The sequence below is a fragment of the Paenibacillus campi genome (genome assembly GCF_034659835.1).
GTDB lineage: Bacteria > Bacillota > Bacilli > Paenibacillales > Paenibacillaceae > Saccharibacillus > Saccharibacillus campi.
The window spans coordinates 55233-77655 of sequence record NZ_JAXSQZ010000011.1 but is presented as its reverse complement, the minus strand read 5'-3'; the positions used below and the strand labels follow the sequence as shown (position 1 = coordinate 77655).

The window sequence follows — 22423 nt, the reverse complement described above, 5'->3', positions numbered from 1 at the left end:
ATCATTGACATGTGGTGGTATCCAGCTTCGCCTATGCATATTACATATGTTATCGGTCTATTTTGCTTTACGTTTACACATAGCTTCGATATAATTTATGTAACCATGTTTCATCCCGTGAAACTATATGGATAAGCAATCGCAGCATAGAACGGCTGCCGCTTCTGATGCAGCCAGTGGAGGCGAATTATAATGGAAGATCGCAAGCTAACGGTGCGCGCTGTCGAGCGTGCACTTGATATACTACTTTGTTTTACCCGCTCCGGTGATCTCGGACTCACTGAGATCGCTTCGGAAATCGGTTTGCACAAAAGCACGGTTCATCGTCTGCTTGCCACATTAGAGGAACGAGGTTTTGTCGTGCGCAATAGTGCGACCGATAAATACCGTCTCGGCATCAAAATTTGGGAGCTGTCTACTCATTTATCTCAGAGCGATGACCCGGCAACGATGCTGCTGCCAGATATGGAGCAATTGCGCGATCGTCTCGGTGAAACGATTAGCTTGTACATTCGCGATGGTGCTGAGCGTCTGCGTATTCAGGCAGTACAGAGCAACCAGGCGATTCGCCGCGTCGCTCCGGTTGGCGCAAGGCTGCCGCTGACGGTAGGTGCATCGAGCAAAGTGTTAGTCGCTTTTTCCAGCGAGCAGGAGCGCGAACATATTCTCGGTATGGCAGAATGGCCGACAAATGTCGATCCAGATATGTATCGTCAGCAGTTGGATGAAGTGCAGCAGAGCGGTTATTCGACCAGTTATGAGGAACGCGAGCCAGGCGCAGCAGCGGTCGCTGTGCCGATCTTCGACAGCGCCGGGCAATTGCGTGCATCGCTATCATTGTCAGGCCCGGTCAGCCGGTTATCGATGGATAAGCTGCATGAGTATGCACCGTTGTTAATTGAAGCGGCGCATACTATGGGGATTAAGCTACGGTAGAAGGAGCTTATGTTTTATAATCTTTATATATTTTGATGTAGTAGAAGCATAGTAGATGGAAAATTAGGTTCGAGCGCACTTCAACATGTTCTTCATGATGAAGCGATCATAACATACGTATGCCATACAAATAATTATATATGATCCATGCAAAAAAACTGCCTTCATTTTAGGCAGTTTTTTGCATAATCGGTATTAACAATCTTTTGTTTGCACACCCAGTTCATTTAAAAAGTTACTTAGTGAAGAAAATGAATATTCGTAATCGCGTTTATGCCTATTTTTCTTAGCCGATTTTTTAAAGCCTTTAATATAATTGAAAGCCAGTTTCTTAATCTCATTGAAATTCTCATGGATCATTTTTTTCTGTTTATGAGAAATCTGCGCTTCTTCCACTCTATAGAGAGAAGGATCATTCACGATGACTATTTTTCTAAAATCTAGTCCGGCATTCGGTCTTTTGGTAGAAGGGACATGGTAAAATGTTTTTTTTAAATTTCGATCATGAATTGGAACCTCACTACGTAAAGGGATAAGATATGTATTGTGTTCATCTTCGATTTTAATGCACACATAAACGCGACTTTCTCTATCTTTTTTATTTTTTGTTTTGTCTAACACTTGATCATCAAGCTGCTGACTGAAAAAGGAGTCATTTAAAAATACATACTCTACTTTTTCAGCAGATTCAGAGGAGAGGCAAGACACTATATCTATTGTCGTTTCAATTTCAGTATGTAGAATACTGTTCTTTTCTATTCGTGTTACTCTTTTGTTTACTTCCAAAGTGTTCCGCCTTTCTGTTCAAAAAAGGAGAGAGCGTTATGTACGCTCTCTCCTCGAATTTTTCGATTTAATTATTTAGCCAGGGTAGAACCGCCAAACCCTCGAACTTTTCGATTTAATTATTTAGCCAGGATAAAATCGCCAAACCCTCAAACTTTTCGATTTAATTATTTAGCCAGGGTAAAATCGCCAAACCCTCAAAAATTGATGAGTTAAAAGTGTTACGTGTATAGTTTAAACTTTGTTTGCCAAAGTATCAACGAATCCACTGCTATTTTACCTAATAAAAATAGCCTGCCCACTCCATAAAGAGCGGCAGGCTATTGGCTATGCTCATCTATCAGCAACATCATTGCGTTGGATGAGGCTAATCGATCCAATCAAGCGTAATCGGCAACAAATTATACCGTTTCGCCTTTGTTAGTGTTTTGGATCATCTGACGCAGAACGGTTTGCAAAATACCACCGTTATGGTAGTAGTCTACGTCAACCGCGCTATCGAGACGAACCGTAGTCGGGAATTCGAATGTTGTACCGTCTTCGCGGGTAGCGGTAACGTTCAACGTTTGACCTGGTGTTACATCATTGCTCAGACCGGTAATATCGAACACTTCCGTACCGTTCAGACCGAGCTGTTTCCAGCTATAGCCATCTTGGAATTGCAGTGGCAGTACGCCCATACCGACCAAGTTACTGCGGTGAATCCGCTCGAAGCTTTCAGCGATAACGGCTTTTACGCCGAGCAGGAATGTACCTTTTGCCGCCCAGTCACGAGAGCTACCTGTACCGTACTCTTTACCAGCGATAACGACCAGATTTTGGTCTTCCGCCTGATAACGCATCGATGCATCATAGATGGACATCACTTCATCGGTTGGCAGGTATTTCGTTACACCGCCCTCGGTGCCCGGAGCGACTTGGTTACGGATACGGATATTAGCAAATGTACCGCGCATCATCACTTCGTGGTTACCACGACGGGAGCCGTAGGAGTTGAAGTCTTTACGCTCTACATTGTGCTCTTTCAGGTATTGACCCGCTGGTGAAGATGGGGAAATATTACCTGCAGGCGAGATATGGTCGGTCGTTACGGAATCGCCCATCAGCGCCAGCACGCGTGCATGACGGATATCTTGAATATCGTTCAAGCCGCTGCCCAGGTTTTGGAAAAATGGCGGGTTCTGGATGTAAGTAGAATTTTCATCCCACTCGTACAGTTCGCCTTGTGGTACAGGGATTTCATTCCAACGTTTGTTGGCGGTAAATACATTTTCATAACGGCTGCGGAACATTTCCGGGCTGATCGACAATGCGATCGCATCACGAATTTCTTTTGCGGTTGGCCAAATATCTTTCAGATATACAGGCTCGCCTTGTTGGTCGTGACCGATTGGATCATGAGTCAGATCGATGTCTACCGTTCCTGCCAATGCGTAAGCAACGACGAGTGGCGGGGAAGCGAGATAGTTCATTTTCACCTGGGCATGTACGCGGCCTTCAAAGTTACGGTTACCAGACAATACGGAAGCAACCGTCATATCGTTATCCGCAATTACTTGGCTTACTTCGTCTGGCAATGGACCGGAGTTACCGATACATGTTGCACAACCGTAGCCAGCGAGATAGAAGCCGAGTTGCTCCAGATACGATTCCAGACCTGCTTTTTGCAAATATTCGGTAACGACGAGTGAACCTGGTGTCAGACTTGTTTTCACATAGCCTGGCACGGTCAGTCCGCGCTCAACCGCTTTTTTGGCAAGCAGACCTGCGCCGAGCATAACGCTTGGGTTGGATGTGTTCGTACAGCTTGTGATTGCGGCGATGACAACAGCGCCTGCGCTCATTTCGCTCTTTTTGCCATTTGGATGCTGAACTGCAACCTTCTCAGCGATTTTGGCATCGGACAGACCGTAGCCACCGGATTCAACTGGCGTGCGAATCGCTGTGTTGTAGCTTGTTTTCATATCGGTCAGCTCAATGCGATCTTGTGGACGCTTCGGACCGGCAAGACTTGGTACAACGGAAGCGAGATCAAGCTCGATCACATCGCTAAATACCGGATCAGGTGTCTCGGATGTGCGGAACATGTTTTGCGCTTTGTAGTACGCTTCAACGAGTTCAACTTGCTCATCGGCACGACCCGTATTACGCAAGTAGAACAGCGTTTCATCATCAACCGGGAAGAAACCGATCGTTGCGCCATACTCAGGTGCCATATTTGCGACCGTTGCACGGTCAGCCAGACTGATATTTGCCAGACCTGGGCCGTAGAACTCAACGAATTTGCCGACAACGCCTTTTTTACGCAGCATTTCGGTAACAGTCAGCGCAAGGTCAGTCGCTGTCGCGCCTTCGCTTAGGCTGCCTGTCAGCTTGAAGCCGATAACTTCAGGCATAACGAAGTACAGCGGTTGTCCGAGCATACCCGCTTCCGCTTCGATCCCGCCGACACCCCAACCAACAACGCCAAGACCATTAATCATCGTTGTGTGGGAATCGGTACCGACGAGCGAGTCAGGGAATACTTGTGTTTCGCCATCGACGGTTTTGGTAGCCGCTACAGAAGCGAGATACTCCAAGTTAACCTGGTGCACGATACCAGTTGAAGGTGGAACAGCGCGGAAGTTATCGAATGCCGTTTGCGCCCAGCGCAGGAAACGGTAACGCTCCTCATTCCGCTCAAATTCAACGTTTACATTATATTCAAGCGCATCCGGGCTGCCGAACGCATCTACCATAACAGAGTGGTCGATAACGAGGTCAACCGGTACGAGCGGGTTGATCTGTTTTGGATCGCCACCCTGACTTTTTACATAATCACGCATAGCGGCAAGGTCAACAACGACCGGTACGCCGGTAAAATCCTGCAATACGATACGTGCAGGGATAAATGGAATTTCTTTTTCTTCGCGGCCTTCAGCCCATCCCGCGAGTTGCTTGACATGTTCTTCCGTAATCGCACGGCCGTCAAATTGACGAACGGCTGCTTCAAGCAGCACACGAATCGAGAATGGCAGCTTGTCAATGCTGGAAAAACCTTGCTCTTTCAGCGCTTCCAGGCTGAAATAACGGTAACTTTTGTCTTTCACTTTCAGTTCACGGCCAACGGAAAATGAATCTTTAACGGACATAGATGAACCTCCTTGAATGAAATACGGCTTACAAAATTACAGCAAAAAATGGAAGTGGTGAAAAAGATTCAATCTGGAGGAAACAATCGTGGATATACAGAATAGTTGTTTCACAGAATGAAACTTGATTTCAAAAACAGTCACTATGTTTAGTATACCGTTTACATCGGAGCGCGTAAAGTTCTTTTTATAGAGAATATACGATCAAAAACAGATCAAAACAGAAGCCAAACGAATGCCACGCATTGTACGTGCAAGCGCGTGGCATTCGTTTGGCGACTAGGAGATGCAATGTTTGCTATTATAAATTGGATGGATATGAACAGACTAACTATGTAACGCTTTATTCTAGCAGCATAGAAGCGTGTTGTGCACAATAAGTACGCTTAAAGTGAATCATTCGGTGTTATGCATCTTAATTTGTTATGCATCTTAATTTGTTATGCATCTTAATTTGTTATACATGTTAATAAGTACGGATGATGTTAGCGAATAGAGCAGAATAGAGCAATAGAGCAATAGAGCAATAAAGCAATAAATGAATAGATCATATGATCATACTCGCGATCATGTATCGATTCGGCACTGACGTTTGTTCATGTTCACGATATCGGTGCAGGATAAGCGGTTGAAAACAATGAATTGCCGTCATCGCTTTGTACTACCTACGCTGAAGCTGTGAGTGCATACGGTCAGCAGCGAGCAGCTCCGCTTGAACGCTCAATGTTATTGTATTCGCTTAATCGGCAGGGATAAATTTATAGCCCATTCCGCGCACATTGACGATATATTTCGGATTGTGAATATCGGACTCGATTTTTTTGCGCAAATTGCTCAGATGCACCATCACAGTGCGTGTATCACCTAAACTATCCATTCCCCAAACGAGATCGAACAATTGTTGGACAGAGTAAATGCGATTAGGATGTTGAATGAGACAGGAGAGCAATTTAAATTCTTTAATTGAGAGCATGATCACTCGATTTCCGAGTTTGACAACATGACTGGTCAAGTTGATTTCCAGTTCGCCATAGTGGATCACATTAAGCGGGGTAGCGGTGCCTAAACTGGACAGCAAGAAGTAACGTCGTAGATGTGCTTTGACACGAGCGATCAATTCGCGAGGACTGAATGGTTTGACAATATAATCGTCGCCACCGACACCAAGTCCCAAAATTTTATCGGTTTCTTCATCACGGGCACTCACAAAAATAATCGGAATATGAAGCGTTTTACGTAACTCTCGGCATACATCGTATCCATCCAGCTTGGGCAGCATAATATCAAGCAAAATGAGATGGGGCTGAAACAGCGAAGCCAGTTGCAGCGCTTCTTGTCCATCCTGAGCGGTCTGCACCTCGTATTGCTCGCGCTCTAGATAAAATGATAAAAGATTACGAATGTTTTCTTCATCTTCTACAATCAAAATACGCTCGCATGCCATACGAATACCTCTTTCATCATGGAATTCAATTAAGCAACTTAATTGCCATCGCATTCATCATAGTGCATTTTTTTATGAAGTAAAAGGGAAAAAATGGTATTTTTTTATAGTATAGTGAGAAAGTTGGGAATGAGCAAGGAGATTCAAATTTATTAAAGAAAAGTTTAACAAACTTTGATGATTACTTGATTGTTATGTACAAAGGGAAGCGATTGAAATCGCCTTTTCCAATTAAAATAAATGCTTAGCAATATTAAAGATAGTTAAAATTACCTAAAGGTTTTATAAAAATCCTTGAACGATTATTTAGCGAAAATTGGCTATACTGGATCAGATGGCAGTGATTATGATAAACGTGTAGTCCAAATCCAAAGGAGGAATAAAACAATGGCAACTACTACTAGTTGGGATGATGGCAAACTGGTTACTTTGAATCCGGGTGATACTGTGAGTAACACAAAAGGGTTGAACAAAGGGCAATTATACGCATTAGTTTTTTACAACAGTTCTAATAAGGATGCAAGTACAGATGTTAGTATTACTACAAGCCAATCTACTGAACCAATTACAGTGACCGTGCCTGGCACAACCGCTCAACAAGGTCTCGCATCACTCCTCTTTTTTAATGGTACAGACACTGACACTATTTCTGCCGCCGTTACGCAGAACCAACCGGGTGGGGAAATTCAGGCGTTCATTGCCAGCGTAAAAATGCCTACCAATACGACTGGTATTAACAATACTGAATTGCCGTCAGATGGGCAGCTTCATTTATTTAATAAATTCACTCGCTTTTACAGCGTACCTGGAAGTCATTGGTATCAAGGCACAATTAAAAGCCTGATTAATCAATTTATTTCTGTTCAATTTAAAGAACAATCTGCGATTGTGAATGTAGTAAACGCTCAATCTAATCCTGAATCTACCATACAAAAAATCGGTATTGCGAAAGAACAGGTTACTATTAACTTTCATAAAAGCAATACACTTCAATGGAACTTTCAAGGCAACGGAAATCAAATTGTTTGGTTTAATGCGGATAGCGCTCAGAATTCTGGAGATGCAGCGATTTCTTTGCAATCTCTTCAAAATTTATTCGAATAACAACCTATTGATAAACTCGAATTGTGAAGGGATTAGGGATACAATCGGAGTTGGTTATGGGGGAAGTACCTAGATGAGTATTTGTATGCACACATTGAGTATCGTATGGGGAATGATCGTCTGTCTAATTAGTGTGAGCTGTTGCGGTCTCGGTATCTGGTACTATTGCGTGTGCAGTAATAAATAATGTTGATTCACAAACTATTAGGAGGTCATAAACAATGACAGTTGTACACGTATCGCCACCGTGGTATACCGTTTGGAATCAGATTTACAATACGATCGGACAGGACGCTGCCGTTAAGGTTGAGCCGCTGGACACTTCGCACAATCCGTATGTTGTAGAGATCGCAGTCGAAGATGCAAGCAAGGGCGGAGCGTTGGCAACTATTGTTGTGCCAAGTTACTCGTTTGGCGGTGTGAGCGTTGAAGTTCGCGTTGTGGATGCAAACGGCAAGCAGTACGCACCAGCTGTAGGAGAAAATGTGCAAGGTGTAGCGAAGCTGTTTCAGGCTGCTCTAAAGGACAATCCGCTGTTCACAGGTGTTGAAGTACGTCCGTACTTACCGATTCAATCTTCCCAAGTTGTATTCCCGATTTTCGAAGCATCGGTTATCCAGTTTTACAATGATAACCTAGTTGATTTTTATGGCAATTATAACGATACTGCCGCCGCTGTGTTTCACCAGATTTTGTTAAATGCGGTAAATGGTATTACCGTATTGGCAAGCACGAAGTCGAACAAATAAGCAAGTTTGTTCGCGGTTGCCCTGCGCTGTACAGAAGCTGTGTAGCGGAGTACAGCATTGTGCCGCACAATATGCATAAATGATGAAGAAGGGCGATACGATCCGTTGTATCGCCTTTTTGTTATGATGACGGTGAAATGGTGATCGTAGTAAACTTTTTTTGCAGCCGCCCCCGTGAACATTTATACTAATTAAAGGCCATATCACAGCCTGGCTGTCCGCTTGCCGTAATGACTATTTGTGATGAGCGAACGGTGTTTTACACTTGGACAGCAACGACGACTGTACGTTTTGACCTTACTTTCAGATCATAATTCCAAATATGAACAACAATTAACGGGGGTTCCGACATGACAGCAACAAAATTAACCGTAGGGCTAATCTACGGTGGCAAATCCGGTGAACATGAAGTATCGTTACAGACGGCATTTTCCGTCATGAATGCACTTGATTATGGCAAGTATGACGCTGTGCCTGTATATATCGACAAACAAGGGCGCTGGAATATGGGACAGACGCATCATGCGGCACCGGCGCACTTGGACCAACTGCAATTGGATGGCGGCGAGCAGGCGACGGCGGAAGCGATGAATGTGCTCTGGCGCAAGCTGAGCGGTCAAGCGAGCGTAATCGATGTACTGTTTCCACTGTTGCACGGTACATATGGAGAAGACGGTACGATTCAAGGGTTGTTTGAAATGATGGATATGCCTTACGTCGGTGCCGGTGTACTCGCATCGGCGGCAGGGATGGACAAGGCGATTATGAAAAGCCTGTTCGCGCAAGCAGGATTGCCACAGTGCAAATACGAAACGTTTATCGCTGCCGAATATGAGGCAAATGCGCATGATATCCTTGGCAATATCGAGCATCATCTAGGTTTCCCATGCTTCGTTAAACCGGCGAATCTCGGTTCCAGTGTTGGCATTAGCAAGGCGCGGGATCGGAATGAACTGGAACGGGCGATTCAATACGCACTCCGTTTTGACCTGAAAGTCATAGTGGAAGAAGCGGTCGATGCGCACGAGGTGGAAGTAGGTGTACTCGGCAATGAGCTGCCGCTTGCGTCCGTGCCGGGTGAGATCGTATCGTCCAGCGATTATTATGATTATGAGGCAAAATATGTAGACGGCAATTCCCGCATGATCATTCCGGCTGAGATCGATAGCGAACTGGCGGAAAATTTGCGTGAGCTTGCTTTGCGTGCATTTAAAGCGATCGATGGTAGTGGCTTGTGCCGTGCCGACTTTTTCGTACGTCGTAGCGACCGTGCGATTATGATTAATGAAGTGAACACCATGCCAGGATTTACCGCTTACAGCATGTATCCACTGCTATGGCGCGAAACCGGCAAATCCTATCCAGAGCTGCTTGACCAGCTTATTCAGCTCGGTCTGGATCGTTATAATAAGCGTCATACTCTGCAATTCAAGCGTGATTAAGCTTGTGTGACAGACGGCGCTCCAAGTCGTAGCCCTGTCATGCTAATGTGACGGGGCTATATCAATTGGCGTTTGGATGGACAGTAATAGTAGCTTGACCGCGTTAAATAAGCCGTTTGATATGGCAGAGCAGTGATATGCTGCTGCTACGATTCCAGTGTATTGTTCATACGATGGAGTCTATCAGACATCGAATGTAAGCTGGTCAGCCTAATAGAGTCGTTGTATGTACATGGTTATAGTTGGTTGACTTGCTGTTGCTTATGTACTTGGTCGATTGTGTTTGCCTGGTGCAGGCAATGAGCTGCTGCAAGTGATGGATGCCCAACGACCTAGCATTTCAATTTACGAACATAATGAGTACGGCTGTTATATCGAGCCTACAAACGGTTTATGGTTTAATAAGGACAAGCACGCATATCAGTTACAATTTCATTTCTATAAGGAGGCGAACCAGATGGGCTTTCAAACCGAATTCAATTCCGTCTGCAAATTCAAAACGGAGCAGGAGCTGCTTGATCTGCTCGAATACGGTAAAGGCAAAATGGTCAAGCAAGGATTTCGCGTATTTCCGACTGGGCAAAAGGTGATTGCATACACCCCGCAAAATTCAGCGATTGCCATCGTCAAAATTACCGGCTGTATCGCCGAAATTAATTTCCAAGGTCAGGAAGTAACCGAAGTGGAGATGGAGCTGATTCGTAAGCTAACACCGGAGGAAGCGCGTGTGCAAACCGAGCTGGCATACGAAATGTTTTTTGGTGAACAGGAACAACCGGACGCATGATCGTGCGGTTTGGATACGTCGCCATCTCGTTACAGCTCCAAGATGCTTCTCCCTCCAAAACGATGACGATGACCCATTTTCGCAAGCTAACCGATCGTGCTGCCGGATTGCGCAGGCTGGAAGCGATCGGACGCGCCAATTTACAAACGACGTTGCGTGTGCTAAAACATAATGTCGCCGAGGATATTCATATGTACCGGATGAGTTCCAAATTGATCCCGCTCGCCACCCATGCTGAGCTGCAAGACTGGGACCCGATTACCGCGCTAGAGCCGGAGTTTGCCGATATTGGCAAGTATGTGCGCGAGCATAGGTTGCGGGTATCGTTTCACCCGGATCATTTTACGGTCATCAATACGCCGCGACCGGAAGTGCTGGAAGCGGCGGTACGCGATTTGCGCCATCATGTGCGTATGTTAAAAGCGATGGGACTGGATGCACGCGCCAAAAACAATATCCATGTAGGCGGTGCGTACGGTGATAAGCCGACAGCGGCGGATCGGTTTGTCGAACAGTTCAGCCAATTGGACGACGATATCCGCTGCCGAATTACAGTCGAAAATGACGATAAAACATTCACCACACCGGAGACACTGGACGTGGCGCAGCGTAGCGGCTTGCCGATGGTGCTGGACATTCATCATCATATGGTGAACAGCGCAGGGGAGTCGGCAGCGCTGTATTGGCCGGATATTGCCCGTACATGGGAATCGCCGCTGGCGCGTACCGATGTGCCGGAAGGCAGTTATCTGCTGCCGAAAATTCATGCCTCCAGCCCGCGCAGTGCTACCGATCAGCGCAGTCATGCCGACGGTGTGGAGGCGGCGCCGCTGCTCGACTTTTTGCGTCAGGCGGCACGCACGTCCAGCCATCTCGATGTGATGCTGGAAGCGAAGCATAAAGACTTGGCATTACTCGCATTAATGAACGATTTGCGCGCCCTTGAAGGGGATGGGGTACGGATCATCGACAAAGCCAGTATCGAAGTGTTACCTTAAAGACAGACGAACTGTCTAATACGATGCAGGCAGCGCCAACCCTTGCGAACAGGAAGCGGTGGATGCTGCATCTATACTTAATTGATGTTGACATGCAAGCATGAAGACCGGATCGCAGCTCTGGCTGTCGGTCTAATATATCCAGGGGGATTGAACATGGAAGATAACCAAAAGCAGCCCTATGTTGTCAGCAGTAAAAGCCGTGTTGCCGTTGCGATTAACGCCGCATCGAAAACAGGCGAATGGATCAAAAGCAAGCTGGGCAGCTATCGCCAATTGGACACCAAAACGTCATCACAAGATTTAGTGACCGAAGTGGACAAAGGGGCGGAGCAGATGATTCGCAAGCTGGTGCAGACGTATTGCCCTGGCGATGCTTTTCTCGGTGAAGAAAGCGCAGGTGTCGGTGCGGAAGCGTCGATCCGTGCGGTGGAAGCGGTCAAGGATGAGGAATACGTCTGGATTGTCGACCCGATCGACGGTACGACCAACTTTGTGCATGGTTTTCCATTTTATTGCGTATCGATTGCGGTTGCCCATAAAGGTGAGGTGATCGTTGGCGTTGTGTATGATCCGACCCATGACGAGCTGTTTGTGGCGGAAAAAGGTAAAGGCGCGTATGTGCACGGCAATCTGATGCATACAGCCGATCATCTGAAGCTGGCGGAAAGTCTAGTAGCTACCGGATTTCCTGCCAATACGAGCGTAGAACGCAATACGAAATCGCTGATCGACCTGCTGCCCAAAGTGCGCAGCATTCGTAATGGCGGCTCAGCGGCATTGCATCTCGCCTATGTAGCTGCCGGACGGCTGGATGCCTATTGGGAAGTCGGTTTGAACGCTTGGGATTTGGCGGCAGGTGCATTGCTCATTACCGAATCAGGCGGGCGGATTAGCGATATTTCCGGTTCGGATTATGAACTGACCGTGCGTAATGTAGTAGCAACGAATGGGCATATTCATGATGAATTATTGCAGGAGCTGCACGCATCCGGGCTAAAAGCATTGCCAAAGTGAGCAACGCGAGTATACTTTAGGACGTGAAGCGTGAAGCGTGAAGCGTGAAGCGTGAAGCGTGAAGCGTGAAGCGTGAAGCGTGAAGCGTGAAGCGTGAAGCGTGAAGCGTGAAGCGTGAAGCGTGAAGCGTGAAGCGTGAAGCGTGAAGCGTGAAGTGTGAAGCGTGAAGCGGCAAAGATGCAATATGCGGTGGACAGCATGTATAATAAATGCATCAGCATGGCGCAAACGGCAGACTGATCATGCAGGCGGTTTGCGAGCGAGCGCCAAGCTGATTTTACAGGTCGTGAAACGGGTAAATAGTCGGTAGCACTAACGCTGTCTGTACGCAGCAATGACTGGAGCGATAGCATGGATCATGGATCGCGATTGTGCCAATCATAACGATGCAGGGGAGTGACCGTATATGTCATCATCCGACGAACTGGAACGTGAACTGAGTGAACGTCTGATTGACGGGGATATGGTAGAGGAAGAACGCGACAGTCGTGAACGTCGATTGATTCCACCAAAGTATGAGATGCGCATCCAGATGGAGCATGACCCAATCGTCGAGGAAACGCTACAATACCGCAAACTGGCGCGCGAACTCGATGATCGGTACGATGATTATTTGAAACGTGCCCATCGTGCGGAGTCATCGAACGATAACCCGGAAATTAATTGATGCTGTTGACACGCAGCGAATTGTGTTGATGCTAATGAAATCGTATGGAAATGATGTTGAAAAAGATGGAAAAGCCAGACGGCTGCCGTAGTCTGCAATGTGGCTACCGCAGCCGTTTTTTGTATACTTTTGTTGGATATATTGGAATTTGGGTGTATTAGAAAAGTGATTTATCGGAAAAAGTTGTGTGTTGAAATCGTATTTTGCATATTGGAACAGACACGACATCACGGATAAACAGGGAAAAGGAGCGAGTTATGAACAAAATCAAACATAAGCATACCCGTCCTACAAGCAGCCTAACATACGAGCAGCAGCTTAGCGAAGGATGTGGCACACAACCGCTTTCTGCGGCTACGGTCACAACCGGCAAGCGTACCTGGCGCAAATTGCTGCTCTATAGCACGGTAACCGCGCTGCTCGCAAGTAGCGGTGCATTGCCGGTAGCCGTTGCGCATGGTGCAGCAACGGCGATCACCGCCAGCGCTTCCACCGTACCAAACACGACGATCCAAAATGGAGGCAATCGTGCCTATGAACATATCGTCTTTCTCGGTGACTCGCTTACGGTCGGTTATGAACCGGATCGATCGGCAGCCGATTATGACGGCTTTACGACAAGGCTGAAAGAGCAGGAGCTGTTTCGCGGGCGTGCCAGTGTGGACAATGAAGGCATTCTCGGCTTGACGAGCAGCGGTTTGCATCAATATGTAAATGCCATTACCGCTGGCAAAAAGGTCAGCACAAGCGATATCCAAAGCAATCTGCCAGGTAAGGCGCGTACACTGGATGGCGCACAGGCGGCAGCGCACATTCGTAGCGCCAATCTGATCACCATTACGATCGGCGGCAATGATTTTCTGAATGCACTCGGTTCATTGACCGCATTGCCGCAAGATTTATCCGGTCTGAATCTGGAACCGGTCTTGAACGGCTATGAAAATAATCTAACAGCCGTGCTTGATCAACTAAGCGCGCTTAACCCGGCAGCAACGATCGTGATCGCTGATCAGTACCAACCGGTGCCTGCCGTATCGGGTGCAGGTGTATATCGCGGACTGAACGAGCTAGCTGCACAATTTAGCGCTATCGTCGATCATACTGCCGCCGAGTATGTCGCACAAGGCAAAGATGTGCGTGTCGCGCATATTTCCGAAGCGTTTAAAGGCAATGAATTGGGCATGACGCATATCGCGCAAGGGGATATTCATCCGAATGCGAGCGGTTATCAGGCGATTGCGCTGGCATTTAGCCGGGCGATCTGGGGGGACAACGGATATCGTACCCCGCCTTCAACCGTTAATGCGACCGACCGTACGATCATTTATACGAACGGTCAGTTGCTGAAAAGCTCGGCGCTTCCAATCGTGCGTAACGGTCGTACGTATGTAGCACTACGCGATGTGACTACTGCACTCGGCGCGCGTGTCGCCTGGTCGGACAAAACGAAACAAGCTACCGTAACCGGCAGCAAGCAGATTACAATTCCACTAAACGGCTATGCGATCCGGGTTAACGGTCAAAACGTGCCGACCGACGCGCCTGCTTTTATGCAAACAGGCAAAACGTATGTGCCACTGGCGTTACTGGCAGATGAATTTGGCTATGATGTGCAGTATGTAAAGCGCTGGAAAGCGGTATTTATACGGCAGTAAACGATAAGAGCCCAATATAGTCGATTGACCGTGATTCATTTGAATTGCGCAGTTTGTTTAAGTTTTGAACGATAGCAATCCTGTATACAACCAAAGAGAACATTTATTTTGGTTACCGTTTCAGTTGTTTAACAGCGTTAAAATGTGAAAGTTACTGTCATACAGTATAGATTACTGTTTTATAGTATAGAAAAGTTCAGTCTATGATGTGGGGATATGTTCACCAAATAGGGGATATCGCACATTGGGTGTAAGCTGATCACGTACTGTTTACAATGCTAATTGCACTAAACTAAATTCTAGCCGGAGTGTGACCGATTATAGTCGCATTCTGGTTATTTTGGTATGTACAGGGCAGCAGCAGATAGACGCAACAGAACTCTTTTCCAGTCAAAGCGCTGTATTTTGCCATCATCCCCGCTATAATATACATTAAATTGTAATGATTACACGTCACGAACGTAATTGACGACCAGCTGCACAATCGCGCAACAGCAAACAAACGACACAAGCGTCGATTAGACAAGGCGACAACAAATCCGAATCCGATGATGGGGGAAGGAAACATGCTGGCTCGTTTTAAAAGCGCTTACATCAATTTAGGTATTCATCGTCAAATGCTGCTGCTTATCTCGGCATTGATGCTCGGTAGCTTTGCTTCATACTCGCTCGTGCTGAATATGGTGTACAACACATATGACAATCAGCTGTATGAGAAAACGTCCGAGCTGCTTAATATGTCATCGTTTGAAATTGAAAACCAACTGAAAGATATCGATAATTTGTCCTTTCGTGTTGTGACCGATGAGCAGTTGCAGCGCTATTTGTTCCAGCTACGGCAACAGACGTCCATTTATGAGAAAAATGTCATTCGCAAAAAAATAACGAATCGTCTCGCTGCCTTTGCCGGTTCAGAGAAATTCGTGTATTCGATGCTAGCGATTGATCGTGAAGGAGAGGTAATGTTTGCGGGGAACCGGGAGGGCATACCTGCGAAGCTGCGCCCGGAGCTTGTGCGGCTAGCGCAGCAACATAATGGCTCTAATGCATGGTATGCGGGCGATCAAGGCGAGCTGATCGCGGTGCGCCAGTTTAAACAATTTAGCGGTTCGACATTTACGCTGCATAATCTCGGTACGATTATGATTCGTGTGCGTATCGACCGGATCGTGCAGGAACAGGTGGAAAGCAGTTCTGGTAGCCAGCTTATTATTTCGGATGGCAGCAAAATTTTGTATCCTAACAAGCTTCCGCTTAGCCGTGAACAGATCGATGAAGGGCGAGGCGGCAGTAAGCCATATGGGGTTATTACAGGCAAACAGGAAAGCTATTTTTCGGCGCGCATTCAGTCGCCGTACACCGGCTGGACGTATTTGCATATTACGCCGTTTGATTCCGAGTTTCAGCGTGTGATCTGGATTAAGCAGTTGGTGACATTTGTATTTATCGCTATTTTCCTGCTCGCCTTGCTGCTCGGCACGAAGCTATCGCGCAGCATTACACACCCGATGGAACGATTGCTGCAAAATATGCGCACCGTCGAAACCGGTAATCTCGATCAACTGGGCGAGCTGCCTGCCGATCCAGCGATTATGAGAGCGCAAAATGAAGTCGGGCTGCTGCATCGTACGTTTAACCGGATGCTGCGGCGTATTCGCGAGCTAATCGATGAAAATTATGCCAAACAGCTGCTGATCCGCGAAACCGAGCTGAAGGCATTACAGGCGCAAATCGATCCGCATTTTCTATACAACACATTGGAATCGATCAACTGGATGGCAAAGATGAACAAACAGCCGGAAATTTCGCGTATGGTGGAAGCGCTCGGCTTTTTGCTGCGTAGCTCGGTCAATATGACCGAAAAGGTCATTCGACTTGACGATGAACTGGCGATTGTGCGCAGCTATGTGACGATTCAGCGGATGCGATTTGAAGAACGGCTTGATTTTGCGATTGACGTGCCGCCTGAGCTGGGCGATACGCTTATTCCGAAACTGACGTTACAGCCGCTCGTCGAGAACGCGATCCATTATGCATTGGAACCGAACATCGAAGTTTGCCATATTCACATTAAAGCATGGGCGCAGCAAGGTACGGTGTATATTGTAGTCGAAGATGATGGGCCGGGGATGACCGCCGAATTTTTGGAGCGACTGCATCAAGGTCAAGTGCAGACACGTGGCAAAGGGATCGGGCTAAGCAATATTATCGAGCGCATTCGCCTCACATTTGGGGCGGATTATGGGCTAGATATTGAAAGCGAGCCGGATGTGCGCACAGCTTTCCAAATTCGGATTCCAGATGAGAAAGGGGAAGATGGCGATGTACAAAGTGTTGTTAGTCGATGATGAACGGATGATTTTGGAGGGCATTTCCAGTGTGGTCGATTGGCAGGCAAGCGGAACCGTACTGGTCGGCACGGCGCGCAATGGGCTGGAAGCGTACGAACGCATCGCTGAGCAGCAGCCGGACATTGTCATTAGCGATATTTCGATGCCTGGGCTGGATGGCATTGGGCTAGTAGCGAAGACGTATGAGCGGTTTCCGAATGTGCGCTTTATTATGCTGTCCGGGTACAAAGACTTTGATTATGCGCGGCGGGCGATGCAGTATGGGGTAAAGCATTATTTGGTCAAGCCGTGCAATGAGCAGCAAATTCAGGCGGCGATTGCGGAACTGCTGTCTGAGCGGGCTGCCGAGCAGGAGCGGGAGCTGTTTGTGAGCCGGATGAGAGAGCAGTTTAGCCGGATGTTGCCACAGGTGAAAGAGCAGTTTTTGAAGGAATGTATTTCGAACAAAATGTACGGCAGTCGTGATCTCGCTTATTATGAGCGGTTGTTTCATATGCAGCTAAGCGATCGTACGGTACGACTCGTCCTGCTGCGCGCTGAACATTCACATGAATATGAGCATCTGTTTGCACTCAAAAATATTGCCGCGGATGTGCTGGACGGTGTGCTGATGGGCACGACGATTCAACTGCATGACGAGCTGTTGCTGTTGATCGACGATCCGGGCGAGATGACCGAGTTGATGGAGGGGCTGAAGCGGGTGCAAGACGTATTCGGCAGCTTTTACAAGCTGGAACTAACCGCTGCTGTCAGCGAGCCGGGCAGAATGGAGGAGCTACGGCAACTGTATCGCAATGCCCGTCAATATATGACCCAGCGTTTCTATATTGGCGGCGGCAGTCTGATCACTCGTCAAGATGTAGCACTTAGCGATGGACGCGAACATAGCGGGTTTGAGCTGGATGAGGAGCAGTTTACGATGATGATCAAGTCGGGTCAAGTGGAGGAAGTAGAAAGCGAAATCGCCGGGCTGTTTGCGACTCTCGGTGCGCAACGACACGATATCGCCGTCACGCGCTCGTATGTGCTGCAATTGTACGCGGTCATGTTGCGCCTGTATCCGGAAGACGAACGGGCTGCACCAACTGCATGTTTGGCAGAGCTATCGCGCCTCGATACATTGACCGGATTGCATGACTTTATTCGTCAAGCCGCCACCGATTTGACCGGCAGCTATTACCGCAGCAATATGAACCGCCAATCATCCGTCGTGAACAAAATGCTGCGCATTATCGAACACAACTACATCAATGCCGAGCTGTCGCTAAACGGTGTTGCTAATCAAATGTTATATATGAATCCCGACTATCTCGGCAAAATTTTCAAAAAAGTGACCGGCGATAATTTCTCCCACTATGTCAACCGTTACCGGATCGAACGCGCGACCGAACATATTCGGCGTAGCGGGGATGTGAAGGTGTTTGAGCTGGCAGAGCTGTTTGGTTTTGGTGGCAATTCGCAATATTTTAGCCAAGTGTTTAAAAAGGTGACGGGGATGACGCCGACGGAATATCGTAAAGGTGGGGAGTGAAATGCTGCTCGCAAATGGATAGGCTTGTGCATCAATTACTGCGGTACGCAATAAGGGGACGGACTCCCGTCTTGCACAGGAATCTACAGATGAGGAGTAGAATGTAGATTCCTATGCGCAAACATTAAAAGCGTAAACACTAAAAACGCAAACACTAGAAGCGCAAACACTAGAGGTAAGGTATTTTGCTACGCAAAAACCACTTTTCATTGCAACTCGTGTTTGAAAAGCGCAAACACTAGAGGTAATGTATTTTGCTATGCAAAAACTACTTTTCATTGCACCGGGACAAGCGATGCAAGAGGCATATAGGCAGTGAGCGATGTTCCATCATCTAACAACTTACCACTTTACGCCGGTGTTTTAATATAAATACGCGCTACATGATCTTTCGTAATCCAAGTCACTTGAGCGCCGGATGCTTCTGCGACAAAGCGTAAATTTACATAAAAAATACCGTCATACGGGTCGTACATTGGCGGTTCAAGCAATTGTACTGCCTGTCCGTTTACATAAGCTTGATCTGAAAGATTGGTTAGCATAATCGTTGTTTTGCCATTGGTAGCTGTGACTGATTTGCGTGTGTTATTCCAGTCTACTGTCATATCCAGCTTTTCAAATACCGGGCGAAATGGAACGTACGTAATGCCTGCGGTGGATACGACTGCGTACATATCTACTTTTTCATTATTTACATACACTTCAGGTTGATCCAGTGATGAGGCATAAGCTGGATGAGCTTGTATGACGAGCCAAGTGAGCAGGAGTAGGGTCGCATAGGTTAATTTCCATCTGTTCATTGGTGTAGCCTCCTTTGTGTAATGGTGAGTGTATGGTGGTGGGGTTACATTTAAATCATAAAGATTAGAATATCGAACCAAGTAGTGTTTGAATAAGTTTAGCACTCTGTGAGTATCATATTTAAGATAGATCGTTCAATAATAATCATATATTTTATATGTAATGTCTGAGTATAATTAAAAATAGAATACTATGTTGAATGAGGAGGTTAATATGGAGAAGCAAGGTAAGTTATTTAGAAAGTATTCTGAAAATAATGATGTGGAAATACATTTGGAACTTTATGATTATAATTCAATATCATATCATGAACTCATTTCAAAAATGAATAATAGTGGATTTAAACAAGTTATTGTGCATTCCGAAATGATGCTCGCTATTTTAGAAGAAATAATACTTAAAGATATCATTTTAGTTATTCATTTTAATGATGAGACAGATGATACTATAATTCAAGAAACGCAATCTCTTATTAAATCTATTAGAAAAAATCCAGCCTATTTTTTAAAGCTTAAAGAGCTCCTGAAATGGACAGAAGACAATAATTCAATCGATATAACCAAAATCGAGGTTTCTTTTGAAACGACTAAAATAGAAGTTCAGTCCAATGGAATAGTTATAGGCAAAAATATTGAGGGGTTTTTTGACTCTATTTTAATTGGTGTTTTAAAAGGATTTCTATGAGGGAAGAAAATAAAAAAGAACTCTGCAAAGAGTTGAAAAATTATATTAAAAATATAATAGGATGGTTTAAACACTCAGTACATAATGAATCGCTCCAATAATGCTACGACCAAAGCTATATTGAGAAAGATCAATAACTATACTAATCAAGGTGAAATAAAAGAGAGTGAATTTCAAATTACCGAAGATTTATTCATATGGATGATTTCTAAAATTCTTACTCCATCCGGTGAGTCTATTGATGAGAATGAGGAACTTTTTATAACAAAAATTGTGGGCTTTAAAGGCTGGTCAGATGATCAGCTCGCAAAAGTGGTGGGGTCAGGCAATAGAATAATGAACGCTTTAAGTACATTAGCTTTTTTATTTGAGAATGAAGAAGTTATGTATGTAAAGCCTGTTGTAGAATACAACGAACATGAGGTTGAATTACAATTGAAAATTAATGGTTCCATTGATATTAATTTTGAAAATTACGTAGGAACTTTTATGAGAGAGCATGAAGATAGAATGAAATCTAAACTAACTTTAATGACATGTTTAGAAATTGTACCTAAAATTCTATCTAGCTACACAGAAGAATGTGAAAATAGTATTTGGTCTAAAGAAAGCAAAGCAAGTATGATCAATACGATTGGTCAAATTATTCAAGATAAAGTGAACGAAAAAGTGAGTTTTTTACAAAATAAATCAGATGACAATTAAAGTTAAGGTGTAATTATATTTACTATAATTACGCCTTATTTTTTATAAAACTACAAAAATTATACTATTTGCTTATTGATTAACTTGCCAAAAATAAGTTTGAACGAGCTTTTATTAGCCTGTTTTTTAAACCAAAACCACGGATTTGTGTATTCATTTGCCCGTACACATCTGCGAAAATAAAAACACGATCATAATGTAAGCGTTAACAAAATACACATACTTTCCGCTCATTCATTCCATTCCATCGTCCATAACGAAAGGGGATCACAAGTATGAACATGAAAAAGACAGCAGCGCTTGCCGTACTGGTAGCCATTTTGCTGATGATTACGGCGTGTGGTAATTCTGGCGGTAGTACAGGCGCCAGCGGTGGGGATCAGGGCAGTAAGACGATTCGTATCGCCTGGTGGGGTTCGGATACGCGTCATAGCTATACACAGCAGGTGATCGATCTGTACAAGCAGCAAAATCCAGGCGTTAATATCGATGTGGAATATGCCTCGTTTGATGATTACTGGAAAAAACTTGCTCCGCAAGCGGCAGCTAATCAATTGCCTGACATTATCCAAATGGATATTTCGTATATTAGCCAGTATGCCCGTAACGGTCAGTTGGAAGATTTGAAGCCGTATATCGGTAATGTGATCAAGCTGGACGATGTGAGCGAAAGCGTTACTAGCACCGGTGTCATCGGTGGCACACAGTACGGCATCCCGGCTGGTGTGAACGTACTCGGCTATCAGTACAATCCGGCACTGCTGAAAAAGACAGGCATTAACGAGCTGCCAGCGAACTGGACATGGGATGATTATGAGAAGCTGGCATTGCAAGCGAAAGCTAAAGGTATTTATTTTGACGAATCGATGACACCGGATGTGTTTTTTAACTATTACTTGAGAACAAAAGGGTTTTCACTCTACAACGTACAAGGGACAGGGCTTGGTTATGAGGATGATGCACTGTTCGCTGATTTCTTCGGTCGACTGGCAAAACTGATGAAAGAAGGCGCGACACCATCCCAGGAAACGTTAAGCCAAAATAAAGGCATTATGGAAGAATCCGCTGTCGTTAAAGGAACGGCAATCGGCACATGGCAATGGTCGAACCAGTTTGTCGCCCTGCAAAAAGTATCGGATCGTCCGATGGCACTCGCACCAATGCTCGGTCCAAATATGGAAAAAGGCATTTATATGCAGCCAAGTATGTACTGGGCGATTTCCAAAAACTCCAAATCGAAGGACGAAGCCGCTAAATTTATCGACTTCTGGATCAATAATGAAGCAGCGAACAAGCTGATCAAAGGCGAACGCGGCGTGCCGATCTCCGCCGCGGTCAAAGCAGCGATCACACCGGAGCTGACTGCTGCCGAGAAACAAGTGTTTGATTTTGTAAGCAAAATGGAGCCGATCGCTTCCCCGATGAGTCCACCGCCACCGGTCGGTTCGGCTGAAGTAATCGCTAGTTTATCCGACTATGTGGAACAGATTAACTTTGGTCAATTGACCGCCGCTGATGCTGCCGCCAAATTCCGTGCGGATGCCAATTCGATTTTGGCGAACAATCAGCAGTAATTAGCAGTAAAGTTAGGCATTGATCGAGAACGCAGTCCGTACAATTGACTCGTGAAGATCG

The 22423-nt window shown here is 45.8% G+C and carries 18 protein-coding genes; 14 read left to right on the top strand and 4 right to left on the bottom strand.

Annotation, left to right across the window (positions count from 1 at the left end; translation table 11 throughout):
- Positions 1-192: 192 nt before the first annotated feature.
- On the top strand, positions 193-936 hold the full coding sequence (locus tag U1I11_RS19850) for an IclR family transcriptional regulator (RefSeq protein ID WP_322907866.1): 744 nt from the start codon (positions 193-195) through the stop codon (positions 934-936).
- Between the two features lie 195 nt (positions 937-1131).
- On the opposite strand, the gene U1I11_RS19845 is transcribed toward U1I11_RS19850, so the two are convergent.
- The 3 genes from U1I11_RS19845 to U1I11_RS19835 all read right to left on the bottom strand — a co-directional run bounded on the left by U1I11_RS19845 (position 1132) and on the right by U1I11_RS19835 (position 6297).
- On the bottom strand, positions 1132-1722 hold the full coding sequence (locus U1I11_RS19845) for a type III toxin-antitoxin system ToxN/AbiQ family toxin (protein WP_322907865.1): 591 nt from the start codon (positions 1720-1722) through the stop codon (positions 1132-1134).
- Between the two features lie 401 nt (positions 1723-2123).
- A complete protein-coding gene (gene acnA, locus U1I11_RS19840) occupies positions 2124-4853 on the bottom strand; it encodes an aconitate hydratase AcnA (protein ID WP_322907864.1) in 2730 nt (909 codons plus the stop codon).
- 739 nt (positions 4854-5592) lie between these two features.
- Positions 5593-6297 (bottom strand): response regulator transcription factor, encoded by a 705-nt coding sequence (locus U1I11_RS19835; protein ID WP_322907863.1) that lies wholly within the window; start codon positions 6295-6297, stop codon positions 5593-5595.
- A gap of 387 nt (positions 6298-6684) precedes the next feature.
- On the opposite strand from U1I11_RS19835, the gene U1I11_RS19830 reads away from it, so the two are divergent.
- From U1I11_RS19830 to U1I11_RS19785, 10 genes are all read left to right on the top strand, one after another.
- Positions 6685-7401, top strand: a complete 717-nt coding sequence (locus U1I11_RS19830) for a hypothetical protein (protein ID WP_322907862.1) — start codon at positions 6685-6687, stop codon at positions 7399-7401.
- 221 nt (positions 7402-7622) lie between these two features.
- Positions 7623-8150 (top strand): hypothetical protein, encoded by a 528-nt coding sequence (locus U1I11_RS19825; RefSeq protein WP_322907861.1) that lies wholly within the window; start codon positions 7623-7625, stop codon positions 8148-8150.
- Positions 8151-8500: 350 nt separating this feature from the next.
- Positions 8501-9592 carry a D-alanine--D-alanine ligase gene (locus tag U1I11_RS19820; protein ID WP_322907860.1) on the top strand — a complete coding sequence of 364 codons (1092 nt, stop codon included), beginning with the start codon at positions 8501-8503 and terminating at the stop codon, positions 9590-9592.
- 457 nt (positions 9593-10049) lie between these two features.
- Complete coding sequence (locus U1I11_RS19815; protein ID WP_322907859.1) at positions 10050-10379, top strand: hypothetical protein; 330 nt, start codon at positions 10050-10052, stop codon at positions 10377-10379.
- Positions 10376-11377 carry a UV DNA damage repair endonuclease UvsE gene (uvsE, locus tag U1I11_RS19810; RefSeq protein WP_322907858.1) on the top strand — a complete coding sequence of 334 codons (1002 nt, stop codon included), beginning with the start codon at positions 10376-10378 and terminating at the stop codon, positions 11375-11377. The genes U1I11_RS19815 and uvsE overlap by 4 nt, the downstream gene beginning before the upstream one ends.
- A gap of 156 nt (positions 11378-11533) precedes the next feature.
- A complete protein-coding gene (locus U1I11_RS19805; protein ID WP_322907857.1) occupies positions 11534-12394 on the top strand; it encodes an inositol monophosphatase family protein in 861 nt (286 codons plus the stop codon).
- 406 nt (positions 12395-12800) lie between these two features.
- Positions 12801-13061 carry a hypothetical protein gene (locus tag U1I11_RS19800; RefSeq protein WP_322907856.1) on the top strand — a complete coding sequence of 87 codons (261 nt, stop codon included), beginning with the start codon at positions 12801-12803 and terminating at the stop codon, positions 13059-13061.
- Between the two features lie 257 nt (positions 13062-13318).
- Positions 13319-14716 (top strand): SGNH/GDSL hydrolase family protein, encoded by a 1398-nt coding sequence (locus U1I11_RS19795; RefSeq protein WP_322907855.1) that lies wholly within the window; start codon positions 13319-13321, stop codon positions 14714-14716.
- Positions 14717-15282: 566 nt separating this feature from the next.
- Positions 15283-17064, top strand: coding sequence for a sensor histidine kinase (locus tag U1I11_RS19790; RefSeq protein WP_322907854.1), 1782 nt, complete (start codon positions 15283-15285; stop codon positions 17062-17064).
- Positions 17039-18598, top strand: a complete 1560-nt coding sequence (locus U1I11_RS19785) for a response regulator transcription factor (protein WP_322907853.1) — start codon at positions 17039-17041, stop codon at positions 18596-18598. Before U1I11_RS19790 ends, U1I11_RS19785 begins: the two co-directional genes overlap by 26 nt.
- Positions 18599-18948: 350 nt before the next feature.
- On the opposite strand, the gene U1I11_RS19780 is transcribed toward U1I11_RS19785, so the two are convergent.
- Complete coding sequence (locus tag U1I11_RS19780) at positions 18949-19398, bottom strand: copper amine oxidase N-terminal domain-containing protein (protein WP_322907852.1); 450 nt, start codon at positions 19396-19398, stop codon at positions 18949-18951.
- 214 nt (positions 19399-19612) lie between these two features.
- Between U1I11_RS19780 and U1I11_RS19775 the strand changes: the two genes are divergently transcribed.
- The 3 genes from U1I11_RS19775 (at position 19613) to U1I11_RS19765 (ending at position 22362) form a co-directional block, all read left to right on the top strand.
- Positions 19613-20083, top strand: coding sequence for a hypothetical protein (locus U1I11_RS19775; RefSeq protein WP_322907851.1), 471 nt, complete (start codon positions 19613-19615; stop codon positions 20081-20083).
- 120 nt (positions 20084-20203) lie between these two features.
- On the top strand, positions 20204-20788 hold the full coding sequence (locus U1I11_RS19770) for a hypothetical protein (RefSeq protein WP_322907850.1): 585 nt from the start codon (positions 20204-20206) through the stop codon (positions 20786-20788).
- 281 nt (positions 20789-21069) lie between these two features.
- Positions 21070-22362: an ABC transporter substrate-binding protein gene (locus U1I11_RS19765; protein ID WP_322907888.1), complete on the top strand. Its 1293-nt coding sequence runs from the start codon at positions 21070-21072 to the stop codon at positions 22360-22362.
- Positions 22363-22423: the final 61 nt, after the last annotated feature.

Bases quoted from the DNA above. Each gene is read 5' to 3' on its own strand.
- acnA (WP_322907864.1), bottom strand. From the start codon at position 4,853: ATGTCCGTTAAAGATTCATTTTCCGTTGGCCGTGAACTGAAAGTGAAA.
- U1I11_RS19785 (WP_322907853.1), top strand. From the start codon at position 17,039: ATGTACAAAGTGTTGTTAGTCGATGATGAACGGATGATTTTGGAGGGC.
- U1I11_RS19790 (WP_322907854.1), top strand. From the start codon at position 15,283: ATGCTGGCTCGTTTTAAAAGCGCTTACATCAATTTAGGTATTCATCGT.
- U1I11_RS19820 (WP_322907860.1), top strand. From the start codon at position 8,501: ATGACAGCAACAAAATTAACCGTAGGGCTAATCTACGGTGGCAAATCC.
- U1I11_RS19830 (WP_322907862.1), top strand. From the start codon at position 6,685: ATGGCAACTACTACTAGTTGGGATGATGGCAAACTGGTTACTTTGAAT.
- U1I11_RS19825 (WP_322907861.1), top strand. From the start codon at position 7,623: ATGACAGTTGTACACGTATCGCCACCGTGGTATACCGTTTGGAATCAG.
- U1I11_RS19765 (WP_322907888.1), top strand. From the start codon at position 21,070: ATGAAAAAGACAGCAGCGCTTGCCGTACTGGTAGCCATTTTGCTGATG.
- U1I11_RS19775 (WP_322907851.1), top strand. From the start codon at position 19,613: ATGGAGAAGCAAGGTAAGTTATTTAGAAAGTATTCTGAAAATAATGAT.
- U1I11_RS19850 (WP_322907866.1), top strand. From the start codon at position 193: ATGGAAGATCGCAAGCTAACGGTGCGCGCTGTCGAGCGTGCACTTGAT.
- uvsE (WP_322907858.1), top strand. From the start codon at position 10,376: ATGATCGTGCGGTTTGGATACGTCGCCATCTCGTTACAGCTCCAAGAT.
- U1I11_RS19795 (WP_322907855.1), top strand. From the start codon at position 13,319: ATGAACAAAATCAAACATAAGCATACCCGTCCTACAAGCAGCCTAACA.
- U1I11_RS19780 (WP_322907852.1), bottom strand. From the start codon at position 19,398: ATGAACAGATGGAAATTAACCTATGCGACCCTACTCCTGCTCACTTGG.
- U1I11_RS19805 (WP_322907857.1), top strand. From the start codon at position 11,534: ATGGAAGATAACCAAAAGCAGCCCTATGTTGTCAGCAGTAAAAGCCGT.
- U1I11_RS19800 (WP_322907856.1), top strand. From the start codon at position 12,801: ATGTCATCATCCGACGAACTGGAACGTGAACTGAGTGAACGTCTGATT.
- U1I11_RS19815 (WP_322907859.1), top strand. From the start codon at position 10,050: ATGGGCTTTCAAACCGAATTCAATTCCGTCTGCAAATTCAAAACGGAG.
- U1I11_RS19835 (WP_322907863.1), bottom strand. From the start codon at position 6,297: ATGGCATGCGAGCGTATTTTGATTGTAGAAGATGAAGAAAACATTCGT.